Here is a 14,435-nt window from a genome sequence, read left to right on the forward strand (position 1 = left end):
CCATTGCCGCGATGATGTGAAGCGAGTAGACAGTGCCTGAATGCAAGTGCGCCGGTGGGGTGCGAAAAAGGAATAAGACTGCGTGTCCGAGAAAGCCGTAAAACAGCAGAACGCCCTGTGGGAGAACATCAAGGTCATCGTACAGGCGCTCGTCCTGGCCATGATCATCCGCACGTTTCTCTTTCAGCCATTCACCATCCCGTCAGGCTCGATGATGCCGACGCTTCTTGTCGGCGATTACATCTTCGTCAACAAGTTCGCCTACGGCTATTCCAAGTATTCGATGCCGTTCTCGCCGGATCTGTTTAGCGGCCGCATCCTGGGCAGCGAACCGAAGCGTGGCGACGTCGTGGTTTTCCGCTTCCCGCCGAATCCGGATGTAGACTACATCAAGCGCGTGATCGGTCTGCCGGGCGACCGCATCCAGGTGAAGAGCGATATCCTCTACATCAACGGTCAGGCCGTTCCGCGCGAGCCGCATGGCACCTTCTCCTCGGACTACAGTCAGGAGCCGGGCGACAACATCGCCGTCTACAGCGAGCGCCTGCCTGATACCGGCAAGGTCTATGACACGCTGGATCTTTCGCCGAATTCGCGTGGCGACAATACCCAGGAATATGTCGTTCCGCCGGGCCATTACTTCATGATGGGCGACAATCGCGACAATTCCGACGATAGCCGTTTCGATGTCGGCTATGTCCCTGCCGAGAACCTGATCGGCCGCGCCAGCATCATCTTCTTCTCGCTGGGCCACGACACCTCGTTTCGCGAAGTCTGGAAATGGCCGACCAACATGCGTTGGGACCGTATTTTCAAGGTTGTCGAATGACGAAGGCGCAGACGCTCTCCCAGGCGGATCGTGCCAAGCTTGAGGTCGTTATAGGCCATGAATTCGCCGAAAAGGAGCGTCTCGATCGCGCGCTGACCCATGCCAGCGCGCGGACGCACAAGACGGGCAACTATGAACGGCTGGAATTTCTCGGCGACCGTGTTCTCGGCCTGTGCATTGCAGAATTGCTTTTCAAGACCTTCGGCGCGGCGACGGAAGGCGAGCTTTCGGTACGTCTCAACCAGCTGGTGAGTGCAGAGACCTGCGCCGAAGTTGCCGATGAGATGGAGTTGCATCTTTACATCCGCACTGGCGCCGACGTGAAGAAGCTCACGGGCAAGCGCATGCTCAACGTGCGCGCCGATGTCGTCGAAAGCCTGATTGCCGCGCTTTATCTGGATGGCGGCCTTGAAGTCGCCCGCGCGTTCATCCTGCGTTTCTGGGAGCGCCGGGCTATTCGGCCGGAAGGCGCAAGGCGCGATGCAAAGACGGAATTGCAGGAATGGGCGCATGCGAAATTCGGCGTCACTCCGGTCTATAGGGTTGATGATCGCAGCGGACCGGATCATGATCCGCGCTTCACGGTGACCGTGGAAGTCAAGGGTACAGCGCCCGAAACGGGAATAGAGCGCTCCAAACGTGCGGCCGAACAGATGGCGGCGACACGGATCCTGGAGCGCGAAGGTGTATGGCAGCCTCAGTTGACTGAGAAGTGACTGCCGGGGAATAGTGACAAATGAGCAATCAGCAGGATACCTCAGCCGAAGACGGCGCGGCTGAACATATCGGTCCGACGCATTCAGGCTTCGTCGCCCTTATCGGCCCCACCAATGCCGGCAAGTCGACGCTGGTCAACCGGCTTGTGGGCGCCAAGGTTTCGATCGTCAGCCACAAGGTGCAGACGACGCGCGCCATCGTGCGCGGCATTGCCATTCACAACAATGCGCAGATCGTCTTCATGGACACGCCGGGCATCTTCAAGCCGCGCCGCCGGCTGGATCGCGCCATGGTGACGTCTGCCTGGGGCGGAGCCAAGGATGCCGACCTCATCATGCTGTTGATCGACAGCGAGCGCGGCTTGCGCGGCGATGCCGAGGCCATTCTGGAAGGTTTGAAGGACGTTTCCCAGCCGAAGATCCTGGTTTTGAACAAGATCGACCGCGTCCGCCGCGAGGATCTGCTGGCACTTGCCGCCGCCGCCAACGAGAAGATCGCCTTCGAGCAGACCTTCATGATCTCGGCGGAGAACGGCTCCGGCTGCGACGACGTGATGGATTATCTGGCAAAGACCTTGCCGGAAGGCCCCTGGTACTATCCCGAGGATCAGATTTCGGACCTGCCGATGCGCCAGCTCGCCGCCGAAATTACCCGGGAAAAGCTGTTCCTGCGCCTGCACCAGGAGCTTCCCTATTCCTCGCATGTCGAGACCGAGAAATGGGAGGAGCGCAAGGATGGCTCGGTGCGCATCGAACAGGTGATCTATGTCGAGCGCGAGAGCCAGAAGAAGATCGCGCTCGGCAAGGGTGGCGAGACGATCAAGGCGATCTCGACCGCGTCGCGCAAGGAACTCTCCGAAATTCTGGAACAGCCCGTGCACCTTTTCCTCTTCATCAAGGTCCGCGAAAACTGGGGAGACGATCCCGAGCGTTTCCGGGAGATGGGGCTCGATTTCCCGCATTGATGGAACTTTGCTTCCCTGAGCGCTTTATATTGCAGCGGTTTATCGGGCATGTCGCTTTGCCGCTGCAACTGAGGGGAGCATTTCATGACGAAGGCAGCTGCGACTGTGCATGGACAACGCACGCCCTGCCAGCAATGTCCACTAAGATCCCTGCCGCATTTCCGAGAATTCGAGCGCGACGAGCTGAATTTCATCAGCGGTTTCAAGAAGGGCGAACTTCTCGTCGACGCCGGTGCCACGATCTTTCTTGAAGGCGCGCATAGCGCCCACCTTTTCACCATCCTCTCCGGTTGGGGCTTCCGCTACAAGACGCTGGAGGATGGGCGCCGCCAGATTCTGAACTATGTGATGCCCGGCGACCTCATCGGATTGCAAGGTTCGATCATGGGCGAGATGCAGCACTCGACGGAGGCGCTTTCGCCGATATCGCTTTGCGTCTTCGAGCGCACGGAATTGATGACGCTCTACAATTCCCATCCTTCGCTGGCCTATGATCTGACCTGGATCGCATCGCGGGAGGAGCGGATACTGGATGAACATCTCCTAAGCATAGGTCGCCGCTCCGCGCTCGAGCGTGCAGCCTATCTGATCGCGTATCTGCATCAGCGCGCCCGCGCACTCCGCTTGTTCAATGGCAGCAAGACCATCCCCATCCGGCAGCAGCACGTCGCCGACACGCTTGGTCTTTCGGTGGTTCATACCAACAAGACATTGAAAAAGTTGGCGGCGCGGAAGCTGCTGCTCTGGAACGAGCGAGGCTGTGAGGTTTTAGACAGCGAAGGTCTTGCTGAGCTCGCCGGTTGGGACGGCCTTGATTCGGTCAGGCGCCCCTTCATTTGAGGGCAGCCTTTTGCACAAACGACATGTCTTTTTTAAATGCTGACGACAACTGTATCAGCATAGATTATTGTTATCGTCACTTTTCGACCAGTTTCACCTTTTACTAACCGCGGCGGCAAAAGCGATTGGAGCATGGTGACGAGCCCATAGTCCCGCAGTGCAAAAAGTGCGAAGCGGATTGGAGGCGAAGTCATGTCACAAGAGACTAAGCCAAAACGGATGGGCAAAGCCATCCATTCAAGACGGGCCGATGATTGGCGCCGGAGGGATAGATGCGGGACTTTTTACGGGGTGCGCCAATTGGCGCGTACGTGCAAGGATGGCGCTGATATGACGTTTCAGCGCGTCCTTATACTGGAAGATAATCTTATCATTGCCATGGAGGCGGAGGAAATTCTTCACCTCGTCGGAATTCAACAAATTGAGATTGCTTCGAATCTGGAGCAGGCGGTCAACGCCATTCATTCGGAACATTATGATTTTGCAATGCTCGACGTGAATCTTGGGGAGTCGACCAGTTTCGGCTTTGCCCGATTGCTGATGGAACGCGGCATTTCCTTCGGCTTCGTCAGCGGCTATTCCGATACACTCGATTTTCCGGCAGATCTGCGGCATGTGCCGCTTTTGAACAAGCCTTTCGACGAGCAATCCATGCGCCTCTTCGTCGAGACGCTGGCCGGCAGTTCCCCGCTCGCCATGTGACAGCGGCAGTCATTTGTCCTAAACTCGAATCGCAGAAATCTTTCGGGGCAACCGGCCGATGCAATGGCAGGACCATGCGATCATTCTGGGCGTCAAACGTCTCGGCGAGACCAGCGTCGTCGCCGAGGTGATGACGCGTACCCGCGGTCGCCATATGGGATTGGTACGATCCGGCCGCTCGCGCGCCATGCAGCCGGTGCTGCAGGCCGGCAATCTCGTCGAAGTCACCTGGCGGGCAAGACTGCATGAGCATCTCGGCGAATTTCGCATGGAGCCGGTGACACTGAGGGCTGCGCGGCTGATGGAGACAGCGACCGCTGTCTATGGCGTGCAGGCGATGGCCGCTTTGCTGCGGCTGCTGCCGGAGCGCGATCCGCACCCGCACCTCTACGATGCCCTCGATGTCATCCTTGAAAACCTGCAGAATCCCGCCGACGCGGGTGAACTCTTCGTGCGCTTCGAGCTTGCCGTGTTGAATGATCTTGGTTTCGGCCTCGATTTGACGGAATGCGCGGCAACTGGCGTGCGTGAGGATCTGGCTTTCGTTTCGCCGAAGTCCGGGCGTGCCGTCTGCCGGGCAGCCGGCATGCCCTGGGCGGACAAGATGTTGGCATTGCCGCCGTTTCTGGCGACAGGGGCCATGATCGCCGCAGATAGGGAAAGCCTTTCCGCCGCTTTCCGTCTCACTGGCTTCTTTCTGCATCGACACGTCTACGAACCGCGCGGCATAGAGATCGCCGCGGCGCGCGACGGCTTTATGCAAGCCGCGCTGAAGGCGGTTGCCGTCGCTTCGCTGAACGAGGGCATGGCATCCCCGGGCCTTGTCGTCAAAGGCTGAGCAGTAAAAGGCCTGCACAGAGGGTCAGTTTTAGCGCCGCTTGAGTGCCCAGCCTTCCGGCCGTTCCTCGAGCACCGTCACCGTATCGCCGATCTTCACAGCGCCTTCGCCACGCGGCACGGCATTCCAGCCGAAGAGCGGGCCGGGCACGCGCCGGTCGGCGGACATGCGGATACGGCCCATGGCGGGCATCGGGTTCGGCACGTCGCGCGAACCGGTCTGCTGATCCTGCGTCGTCATGATGCAGCGCGAACAGGGCTTGACGAGATCGAGGCGGATACCCCCGATTTCGATGGCGGCCCAGTGATCCTCCGGCCATTCCTCGTCGATATCGATGACGATGTTGGGGCGGAAGCGCTCCATGCCGACTGCGCCTTCGCCGTGCGCGGCAAGATTGGCGTTGAGCGCCTTCAGCGAGCCGGTGGTGGTGACCAGAATCTGGTAGCCATCGGAAAACGTAACAGGCGTATCCTCGCCGGCCCATTCCGGGTTGGCGATGCGCTTCGCGAGCCTGTCGAAGAACACCATCCTGACCTCGCGATCCAGCCAGGCCGACAGGGCCTTGTTGGTTTCTTCATCCGCGACGGAGGCGTTGACGGCTGATTTCCAGACGATGATATCCATGCGGTTGTCGGGGTGTGGCGGCGGAACGATGATGTCAGCCTTGCCCTCCATCTTCAGACGCAGATAGGAAGGCGCCGGCTGGATATCGATCCGGGCGAGTGCCTGCAATTCGCGCTGGGTGATGAAGTTGCCCGAGGGATCGACCAGCATGGCGCGGCGGTCGCCCGCGAGACCGAAGGCATCGATGGCTGCCGACGGAATGGCGATGCCGCGGGCACTCTTGAGGGGATAGATGAAAAGATCGCTGACGCGCATGGGTGGCCCTCAGATTTCGTCGATGAACATTGCCAGCACGGTCTTCAGCCGGTCATGCCGCGCTTCGGCAAACCTGGCCCCGGTCTCGGTCTGGAATCCATCCGCAAGTTTGAACAGCTTTGTCTCGAAATGGTCAATGGCGAAGCGCTTGTCGTCAAGCGGCCGCTCTGTCGCAAGCGGATCGAACGGGTCGTAAAGACCGGAACCGAGACGGCCTGCAATGTAGAAGCAACGTGCCGCACCGATCATGCCGATGGCATCCAGCCGGTCGGCATCCTGCAGGATCTTCGCTTCGAGCGTTTCCGGCTGCAGGTTGGCGGAGAAACTATGCGTGGTGATCGCATGCGCGGCAGCCGCAATATCGTCGTCCGCCCAGCCGAGCTGCCGCAGAATGCCCGAAGCTTTCTCGGCTGCGAGCCGCGAGGCCTGCGCGCGATGAGGCGAATTCTTTTCGACGGCAACGCAATCGTGCAGCAGCACGGCGGCGGCGAGAATACGGGCATTGCCGCCTTCCTCGGCCTGGATGGCCATGGCATTGCGGAAGACGCGCAGGATATGGGCAATATCGTGCGAACCGTCATCGCCATCCGCGGCGTGGGGAATGAGATCCGCAGCCAGTGCTTCGAACGGGGCGAAAGCCCGCGCCATCTTGTCGGTATTCATGGTCGCACTTGCTCCGGGATGATCAGTCGGCAGGTTCTTTCCTCCTACCGGGCGAATGGATTCGCCGCAATCACTCCGTCGCTTTCTTGCGTGTCAGGATTCTCTGGTAGAACAGGCCGATACCGATCAAGACAGCGCCGAGGCCAATAAAGGATAGCGCCCGGAGGAAGCCTTCAAGGTTCGCCATGTCGATCAGGAAGGCCTTCACGACGGCGATAAAGACCAGCACCGCCGAGGCGATGCGCAGGCTCCGGGCCTCGAGGCGGGTCCCGAGCCCGAGAAGCGCGATGCCGATCAGCAGCCAGACGACGGAATAGGAATAGAGCTCGCCCTGGATGAAACCGTTCCAGAAGGGAATGTACTCGCCCTGCCAGAAGCGCCGCACCGACAGGGTCGCCCATGCGAAGGCCATGACGGCCGCCGCGACCGCCAGCATGCCAACATAGGGCAGGGGACGACGATTGCGGGCAAAGAGCGCCAGGCCGGCATAAGCGATGGCTGGCAGGAGATAGGCGAGCAGCAGCAGGTTGAAGAGCGGGATGCCACCTGTGCTCTCACCCGTCATGAACGGGTTCAGCCCCAGCAGATGCAGGGTCAGGATCATGAAGACCGAAATGACGCCGAGCGCCATGCCGCCATAGCGGAAGACAGGGCTTGCGGCGCTGAGGTCGAGCGCCATCAGCGTCGCCGAGGCACCGATCGCCAGCAGCGTGTAGATCGACTGTTCGCCGAGCGTCGGAACCGCATCGTTCAGGACGCCGCCATTCATGGCATGGCGCACGAGGATAGCGATCGTCAGCAGCACGAGGAAGCAGGCGAGCGCCTGCAAAGCGTTGCGCAGCCGCAGGCTTGGCGAATGACGCGTGATGAACGCCGCAAGGACGGCAAGGGCGGCCGGAATGCCATAGCCGGCAAGCAGCATATTGAAGACCGGCGTCGTGCCAAGTTCCGAGGGATCGACGATCGTCGGCTGCCAGGCGATGCGCCCCATGGCGATGACCAGCGCAGCAACCATGGTCCATGGCAGAACGGGCCAGTTGCGCAGACGTCCCGCCAGCAGATAGACGATGCCGAGAACCGGCAGCAGGATCGTCGCGGTGGCATGATGCGCAAGCGTATGCAGGGCGAAGACTGCGGCGGCAAAAGAGCCGGCCGCCAGGATATTCGTCGGCAGCTTAAACGCTTCTCCGTCTCGGCGATCCTGCCATTCCGCAAGCCCGATGAGAACCAGGGCCAATCCGAAGCCGTAAAGCCCATGCAGCCAGTCGAGCGTCCAGTTGCCGAAGTTGACGAAGCTGATCGTCGCGATCGCCAGCGGCGTGGCGGCCATGACGAGGCTCCAAAGTGCGGCATAGGGTTTCTCCGCCCGGGCGAAGCGCCTGAGGAAAAAGGCGCCGATCAGTACGAAGAGGGCGCCGATGCCGAGTACCTCATAGAGCACCGTGCTCTGCAGGCTGGCGGTTCCGTCCGTACCCGCGGATTCGATCCCGGCGATCCAGTTGGTCAGAATGCCGGACGTGCCGAGGACGGCGACAAGTGCCGACAGGACCGTTGCCCAGGCTGCATGCAGGCGACCGGCACCGAAGGCCGCTACCGCCGCAACGATCGCCGCAAACATGAATGTCGCATCGATAATGGGGTATCCATATCGAAGGCTGTAACCGACGATACAGAGCGATACCATAAGCGCACCGATCGCTGCCGTCAGCGTCATTCCGAGCGGCTGCCGGGCGAGAAACGCCGCCCATTCCATGTCGGCACCGGCGCGTGGAGGTGCGTCTTCGGTGGGCGCCGTTGCAATGTCTTCCTTTGCTGCCTCGGAGATCGGATAGCGCCCCGGCCAGAGGAAGATGGTGCCGCCGATCATCGCAAGCATAGCAAGCGTAACCGGCGTCAGATCGACGGTGGGGCTGAAGGTGATGTAGAGTAGAGGCCAGAGGCTCAGCAGCCCATTTGCTAGGGATGGCGCGATCAGCCAGCGGCGCAGGCGGGATGCCAATATGGTCGCAAGCCAGGTCAGAACGAGATAGCTGAAGAGTGTCCAAGGGCGTGGCGCAGTCGATGCGATCAGGGCAGGCGTTGCCATTGATGCCAGCAGACCAAGGCCGGCAAGCGCTTGTCCATGCAACAGCGATAGTCCGAGCGTGGCGAGCGAGATCAGTGCGAGAAGAATGAAGGCGGTCGTGGGGCTGATGAATTCGTAGATGGCATGCGCGGCATAGGTCGCGCCGAACAGGGCAACGACGCCAGCCGCCGTCAAGACGCCAGGAATCATCGCATTCTGGAAGGCATTGTTCAGAACCGGTGCGGCGCGGCGGCGGATCACCTCACCGGCGGCAATCAGGACGAGACCGAAGAGCGCCGCAAGAACAAGCCGGACGCCGGGGCTGAGAAGACCGCTCTCGATCGAATATTTGACCATGAAGACGCCGCCGAGCGCCAGCGCGATGCCGCCGACCCAGACGGCCCAGCGTGCACCGATCGTACTCTCCAGGCTTTCCTTCGTCTGCACGGATGTCTGGGTGGCAAGAGTGGCGGTCTTTTCCTCGACCACATCCGCGACATTGTTTGCGGCGAGGGCCGCTTGCTCGGTATCGGGCGCGGAGGTGTCTTCGATCACCGCTTTCGGCTCTTCTTCGACAGGCTGTCCAGCAGCAAGAGCCATCGAATCCGTCGCAGGAATCGATTCGCCCGTTTCCGCTGTCAGCACCTTGCCCGCGAGAGCATTTTGCAGCTCCTGAACGCGCGCTTCCAGCTGTCTTATCCTTAGGTTGTGGCCTCGCAGTACCAGGATACCGACGACCAGGATGACGAGCGGTAACAATTCCATCATGTCTTCTCCATGGGCGATCCGCCGTAGCATATACGAAACCGCTCGCCGGGTAAGATTAGATAGTCAGATTCCCCTATGATTCCAGTGGATTATGCCGGACTACCTTATAATGGATTGCAAAGGGAACATTAGGAAATTCAGATTTACCGCTTGGGAACTATGGTTAATACTCATTAACAATTTGTCTTTACCGGCAGCGCGAAGCAGCTTAATAACGGCTCATAGTCCAACTCTGAATGTATTGCGTACAAACGACGTCGCATGAGGCGGCTCCTACCTTAGGAGGTTTGTATGTCCCATGTTTCTTCCGTATCCAACAGCTCCTACCCGTATCGTGGCACGCTTTCGCGCCTCGATTCGAACGGCGATGGTCTTTTGAGCCAAGAGGAACGCGCGGTGGACGAGCGCCCCGGCATTCTCGAGGCCAGTAATACCGACGCTGCTGCCAATGGTTCGAATGGTGCACTGAGCGGCTTCATTGCCAAGCTCATGCAATTGCCGGGCGCCGATATCGCTTCCACGGCCAAGTCACCGGAATCCAATGTCAATTTCGACCTGGATCTGCTGTCGCCGATGGATGCCTATAACAGCACATACGGCCAGTATGACGTCGACAGTATAGCGGCCTGACAAGCACTTTCGTCTGATGCAAGGCGACCTGCCGTAATGCCGGCAAGTCGCCTTATCATTTTGATTAGGGTCATTTTTTCCATTCACCGGAACCCTCATGCCTGCCACGCGTTGGGCAATTGCCACGCAGAACAGGGAGGGTGTTCCATGAAGCGGATGACGATCGTTGCAATTCTTGCCCTTGCCGCAGCCGCGCCCGCGGCAGCGCAAACCCAAAATCAAAACACCGCCACTGCTGATTTCGTCGGCCTCGACGGTAAACAAGCCGGCCGGGCGACCTTGACCGAGGGCAAAAAGGGCGTGCTGATCGAGATGGAAGTGTCCGGCATGCCGGCCAATCGCTGGGTCGCCTTCCACATCCATGAAAATAGCCGTTGCGACCATGCGCACGGCTTCGAGTCCGCTGGTGGTCATTTCAACCCAACCAAGGCGGAACACGGCTTTCTGGCCGCCAACGGTCCGCATGCCGGCGATATGCCCAACCAGTATGTCGATCAGGATGGCAAGCTGCGTGCCCAGGTCTTCAATGGCATGGTATCGCTGAACGGGAAAAACGGCATCCGCGGCCGCACGCTGATGATCCATGCCGACTCGGATGATTACCGCAGTCAGCCCGTCGGCGGCGCCGGCAAGCGCCTGGCATGTGCGGTCATCCAATAGGAAGCGGGCCCTTAAGCAAGCGAAGATGATTCGTGCCACTGAAGCGGCGGATGCCAAGCAGCGGTTGTTTCTGCTGCGTACGCGCCCACCGGCGATATGATTCGGTGTCTGTCAATTATGGTTAATGGTGAATTAACACCAATCTTCAACCGGCAGGGCAAACAGACCTATCCTATCTGCAGATGATTAAGCGTGCCGGGGTCTATCAAACACGCGATGGCATTTGCCGTAGGAGATTTGGATGAGCGGGGTTTCTTCAATTGGAAGCAGCATGACGGCTGCCTCGTACAGTCCCCTGGATAAGAATCAGGACGGCGTCGTGGATGCTCAGGAGCTGGAGGAGGCGGCGCAGTCCGGCCTTCTGTCGGCGAGCATGCTCAACGATGAGGATAGCAACAGCAGCAGCGATCCCAGCGCAACGGATGTCTTTTCCAGCAATCTGGCCTCGATGCTGTTGCAGATGCAGCAGAACAGCCAGTCAAGCGGTTCCACGTCGGCCGACGGCTCTTCCGGCGAATCGCCCATCGACCAGCTGTTTGCCAGCCTGGACACCGACAAGGACGGCAAAGTCTCGCAGGACGAGTTCGTCGCTGGCCGTCCGAAGGATATGAGCGAGAGCGATGCTGAAAACCTGTTCAAGAGCCTGGATACGCAAAACGCCGGCTCCCTGACCAAGGATCAGTTCGCCGAGGGTCTCGATGCCCTGAAATCGTCGGATGCCTCAGCCGCCGATATGCTGTCGCTGGAGCCCGATACGAGCGACAGCAGTCCAACGGATGCCGCGACACTTGCCAAGGATCAGGCGCTGGACGTCTTGTTGAACGACATGCAGGATCCGTCGTCGCTTTACCAGAATACTTATGGTCAGTATGACCTGGATCAAACGGATGTCGTCGCCGCGTGATCGCGGTTGTTCATTGCTGTGAAGCGAGCGGAGATTGCGAAACGCGGTCTCCGCTTTTTAAGCGCCGGTGCTCGAGTCAGCCAAGGGCAGCATGAAAGGTGCATTTCCGTCAGCATCTGCGCCACGGCCGATCTCTTTGACTGCAGCAACCAGCCGCCCCCGGCGTCCAAGCATGTCGTCGCCGATGGCAACGAGCCGGGCATTCGGCGTGACGAATGGCGAGCTCGCGCGCAGGCGGCGGACCAGCACAAAGTCGTTCTCCTCCGGGTGAATGGCCAAAGCTGCAATCAGTGCCGCCGCCGGCGAGCGTGAAATACCCATCCAGCAATGGATGAGCAAAGGTGCGCCTCGATCCCAACCGGTAGCGAAATCGATGATGGCGCGAACATGCGTCTCCTGCGGGGCGACGAGATCGCCGGTTCCGGCAAAGCTGATGTCGTTCATATTGAGCAGCAGATGCCGATCCGCCTTGATGACGGTGGGACGGTGAAAATTCTGCTCCTTGGCCATCAGGCTGATCATTTCGCGCGCGCCATGGCGAACGGCCATTTCGGCGATGCGCGCAAGCGGCGATACGATGATTGCTGTCACGCGCCGACCCTCATGGCGGCACGCTCCGCCTCGATCGCCTCGAAGCGCTTGAGGAACAGCCGTTGTGCCTCGATTGCCGGCATGGGGTCGATCGGCAGCATCTCGCGCGTGATGTCGCGTGGCTGGCCGAAGAATTTGCGGGCTTCATCGGGCGTGAAACCGGCAAGCAGCGTCGCCTCGAAATAGGCCGAGATCGTATCGGCCTTCTTGATCTTTTCCTTGAGCTTCGGCGCGCAATGCGGGGGCAGGGCGAAGCGCCGGTAGATTGCCGCCTCGAGCCGCTTCTCCACGACCTTGTAATCGCCGCCGACGACGGACTTGAACGGCGAGATCATGTCGCCGATCACATATTCCGGTGCGTCATGCAGCAAGGCGGCAAGCAGTTCGTCGGGCGTTGACGGATTGAGATGGCGAAAGATCGCCTCGACGACAAGGCTGTGTTGCGCCACCGAAAAGGCATGGTCGCCGGAGGTCTGTCCATTCCAACGAGCGACACGGGCAAGCCCATGCGCAATGTCGCTGATCTCGACGTCGAGCGGCGAGGGATCGAGAAGGTCGAGCCTGCGCCCGGATAACATGCGCTGCCAGGCGCGCGCGGTCGTCGCCGATGTCATGCCGACGCCTCGTCGGCGCGGGTGGGGAAGGAGAGGCCGGACCAGATCGGAAGTGACACGATGACGTCAACCTCACCAGCCTTTATCGGAACCTCTTCGGCAATGGCTTCGCCAGCCCGGTCTATGCGGACGATGGCTAGGCCCATATTGCCGGCGGTCGAGCCGAGCGTTCCGATCGGCTTGCCGCCAACAGTCAATTCCGTGCCGGAGGGCGGCAATTCGGCGCTGCCGTTGACGATGACGACACGCCTGCGCGCCGTTCCGCGATGGTGCATGCGGGAAACCACTTCCTGGCCGATATAGCAGCCCTTGCGGAAGCCCAGTCCGCCATTCAGATCCATCAGCACGTCATGCGGGAACGCGTCCTGCAATGCGAAATCGCGGCCGGAAACGGCGATGCCGTTGTCGATACGCAGGGCGTCATAAAGTGTCTCGGGATCGCCGCCGTGCTCGCCGGGCGTCCGGGTCAGCACAATTCCCGCCCTCGCGAAGCGGCTGTCCTTGGGACCGCCAGCTGTGACATCTCCCCATGCGACGGTGACGCCCTGCATCTCCTCCGCGACGAAATCGACCTTGGCTCGCAGGCGATACATGGTGAGCCGCTTGAGCAGGCTCTCCCGCTGCGCCGTGTCCGTTTCGAGCAGAAAGCCAGGGCCGTCCCGCCAGATCATGAAGTCGAACAGGATCTTGCCCTGCGGCGTCAGCAGCCCGCCTGGGCGCGCCTCGTCGGTGCCGAGCGAGACGAGATCGGTGGTGATGAGATTGTGCAGGAACGTCTCCGCCTCCGCGCCGGCAATGCGGATGAAGGAGCGCTCTCTGAGGAATACGGCTGGCATGATGGTTCCGCTGATTTGGCCTAAAGCACGTCGCGATCTTTCAGATCGCTTCCTGCGCTTCAGGTCTTTGTTCTTGCGCATGTCGTTGTCGCAAAACCGCTGCGCACTTTTGCGCGACATGCTTCATCACGCAGAGGTAGGGCCTTCGACGGGGAACCGCAAGTTCCCCGGCCGCATCATTCGCCCGAGGTGAAGAATTTCCAGCGGCCGTCCGGCGTGATGCCGACGCGATAAAAATTATAGCCGCCGAATTCCTGCATGTCGGCATAGTCGCCGGCCGTCACGATACGCATCAGATCGACCTTCTCCGGCGTGGAGAGTGTCTTGATGTCCTTCTCGGCGAAATAGGGCCAGACATAGACCTCATCAGGGGTTCCCTGGCCGACATGGGCAAAGCCGGTCGACATGATGTCGAGGAGAATGGACAGGATCTCGATGCCGTCGGGATCGCCTGAAAGATCATGCAGGGTCTTGATCGGATCTTCGCCGGGGTCGTCGGCGGTGACCTGCGTCTGCTTGAGCCCGCCGCCGACATTCATCAGCGGGCGCAGGCGCTCGAGATCACCGGAAGCGGCAGCCTCGACGATCGCCGCACGCAGCTTCTTTACCGGCTCCGGCGCCTTGTCGATATCGTAGAGGAATTCGACTGACTTATTCGTGTTCGAAGCATCGCCGCTGCTCTGGCTTGCCTGCTTGTTGATCAGCGGATCGGGCATTGGCAGCGCGTTATTGGCAGGCGCTTCCAGCGCCTGCTCGATCGGCTTCTCGTTCTTTTTGGGAGTGGACTGTGCTGCGTCTTTCGCCTGGGGAGCCGGCGGGTTGAGCTGGGAAAAGGCATTGGCCGGTAGCGGCAAGGCGGTGCTGCCCAAAAGCAGGGTTACGGCAGCGAACGAGGCAATGGAACAGGTGAGCGCATTGCCTGGAAAGATACGCAT

General features: G+C 60.1%; 16 protein-coding genes. 9 read left to right on the top strand and 7 right to left on the bottom strand.

Going from position 1 to position 14,435, the window contains the following annotated elements; translation table 11 throughout:
• The first annotated feature begins 82 nt into the window (after positions 1 to 82).
• From lepB to recO, 6 genes are all read left to right on the top strand, one after another.
• Positions 83 to 829, top strand: coding sequence for a signal peptidase I (lepB, locus tag FBZ97_RS13945; RefSeq protein ID WP_113351661.1), 747 nt, complete (start codon positions 83 to 85; stop codon positions 827 to 829).
• Positions 826 to 1,545: a ribonuclease III gene (gene rnc, locus FBZ97_RS13950; RefSeq protein WP_113351662.1), complete on the top strand. Its 720-nt coding sequence runs from the start codon at positions 826 to 828 to the stop codon at positions 1,543 to 1,545. Before lepB ends, rnc begins: the two co-directional genes overlap by 4 nt.
• Positions 1,546 to 1,565: 20 nt before the next feature.
• The gene (gene era, locus FBZ97_RS13955) at positions 1,566 to 2,510 is read left to right on the top strand and encodes a GTPase Era (protein ID WP_113329122.1); all 945 of its coding nucleotides are present in this window, start codon (positions 1,566 to 1,568) and stop codon (positions 2,508 to 2,510) included.
• 84 nt (positions 2,511 to 2,594) lie between these two features.
• Positions 2,595 to 3,350, top strand: coding sequence for a Crp/Fnr family transcriptional regulator (locus FBZ97_RS13960; protein ID WP_113351664.1), 756 nt, complete (start codon positions 2,595 to 2,597; stop codon positions 3,348 to 3,350).
• A 219-nt stretch (positions 3,351 to 3,569) separates the two neighbouring features.
• The gene (locus FBZ97_RS13965) at positions 3,570 to 4,052 is read left to right on the top strand and encodes a response regulator (protein ID WP_229002074.1); all 483 of its coding nucleotides are present in this window, start codon (positions 3,570 to 3,572) and stop codon (positions 4,050 to 4,052) included.
• A gap of 58 nt (positions 4,053 to 4,110) precedes the next feature.
• Positions 4,111 to 4,890 carry a DNA repair protein RecO gene (recO, locus tag FBZ97_RS13970; protein ID WP_145320607.1) on the top strand — a complete coding sequence of 260 codons (780 nt, stop codon included), beginning with the start codon at positions 4,111 to 4,113 and terminating at the stop codon, positions 4,888 to 4,890.
• A gap of 30 nt (positions 4,891 to 4,920) precedes the next feature.
• On the opposite strand, the gene FBZ97_RS13975 is transcribed toward recO, so the two are convergent.
• The 3 genes from FBZ97_RS13975 to FBZ97_RS13985 form a co-directional block, all read right to left on the bottom strand.
• Complete coding sequence (locus FBZ97_RS13975; protein ID WP_145320605.1) at positions 4,921 to 5,769, bottom strand: MOSC domain-containing protein; 849 nt, start codon at positions 5,767 to 5,769, stop codon at positions 4,921 to 4,923.
• A gap of 9 nt (positions 5,770 to 5,778) precedes the next feature.
• Positions 5,779 to 6,417, bottom strand: a complete 639-nt coding sequence (locus FBZ97_RS13980; RefSeq protein WP_145320960.1) for an HD domain-containing protein — start codon at positions 6,415 to 6,417, stop codon at positions 5,779 to 5,781.
• Between the two features lie 85 nt (positions 6,418 to 6,502).
• Positions 6,503 to 9,265, bottom strand: coding sequence for a DUF2339 domain-containing protein (locus FBZ97_RS13985; protein ID WP_246661767.1), 2,763 nt, complete (start codon positions 9,263 to 9,265; stop codon positions 6,503 to 6,505).
• 291 nt (positions 9,266 to 9,556) lie between these two features.
• On the opposite strand from FBZ97_RS13985, the gene FBZ97_RS13990 reads away from it, so the two are divergent.
• The 3 genes from FBZ97_RS13990 (at position 9,557) to FBZ97_RS14000 (ending at position 11,459) form a co-directional block, all read left to right on the top strand.
• Entirely contained in the window at positions 9,557 to 9,895 is a 339-nt protein-coding gene (locus FBZ97_RS13990; protein WP_113351666.1) for a hypothetical protein, read from the top strand.
• Positions 9,896 to 10,042: 147 nt separating this feature from the next.
• Positions 10,043 to 10,555 (top strand): superoxide dismutase family protein, encoded by a 513-nt coding sequence (locus tag FBZ97_RS13995; RefSeq protein ID WP_113329117.1) that lies wholly within the window; start codon positions 10,043 to 10,045, stop codon positions 10,553 to 10,555.
• A 271-nt stretch (positions 10,556 to 10,826) separates the two neighbouring features.
• Positions 10,827 to 11,459, top strand: a complete 633-nt coding sequence (locus FBZ97_RS14000) for an EF-hand domain-containing protein (RefSeq protein WP_246661768.1) — start codon at positions 10,827 to 10,829, stop codon at positions 11,457 to 11,459.
• 57 nt (positions 11,460 to 11,516) lie between these two features.
• Here the strand turns inward: FBZ97_RS14000 and FBZ97_RS14005 are convergent, their stop codons facing one another.
• The 4 genes from FBZ97_RS14005 to FBZ97_RS14020 form a co-directional block, all read right to left on the bottom strand.
• Positions 11,517 to 12,050, bottom strand: a complete 534-nt coding sequence (locus FBZ97_RS14005) for a tyrosine phosphatase family protein (RefSeq protein WP_145320601.1) — start codon at positions 12,048 to 12,050, stop codon at positions 11,517 to 11,519.
• Positions 12,047 to 12,664: an HD family hydrolase gene (locus tag FBZ97_RS14010; protein WP_145320599.1), complete on the bottom strand. Its 618-nt coding sequence runs from the start codon at positions 12,662 to 12,664 to the stop codon at positions 12,047 to 12,049. The genes FBZ97_RS14005 and FBZ97_RS14010 overlap by 4 nt, the downstream gene beginning before the upstream one ends.
• Positions 12,661 to 13,500, bottom strand: a complete 840-nt coding sequence (locus tag FBZ97_RS14015; protein ID WP_145320597.1) for a folate-binding protein YgfZ — start codon at positions 13,498 to 13,500, stop codon at positions 12,661 to 12,663. The genes FBZ97_RS14010 and FBZ97_RS14015 overlap by 4 nt, the downstream gene beginning before the upstream one ends.
• 176 nt (positions 13,501 to 13,676) lie before the next feature.
• Positions 13,677 to 14,435: a hypothetical protein gene (locus FBZ97_RS14020; protein ID WP_145320595.1), complete on the bottom strand. Its 759-nt coding sequence runs from the start codon at positions 14,433 to 14,435 to the stop codon at positions 13,677 to 13,679.

The sequence above is a fragment of the Rhizobium sp. ERR 942 genome (assembly GCF_007828395.1).
In the GTDB taxonomy this organism is placed as follows: Bacteria; Pseudomonadota; Alphaproteobacteria; order Rhizobiales; family Rhizobiaceae; genus Rhizobium; species Rhizobium dioscoreae.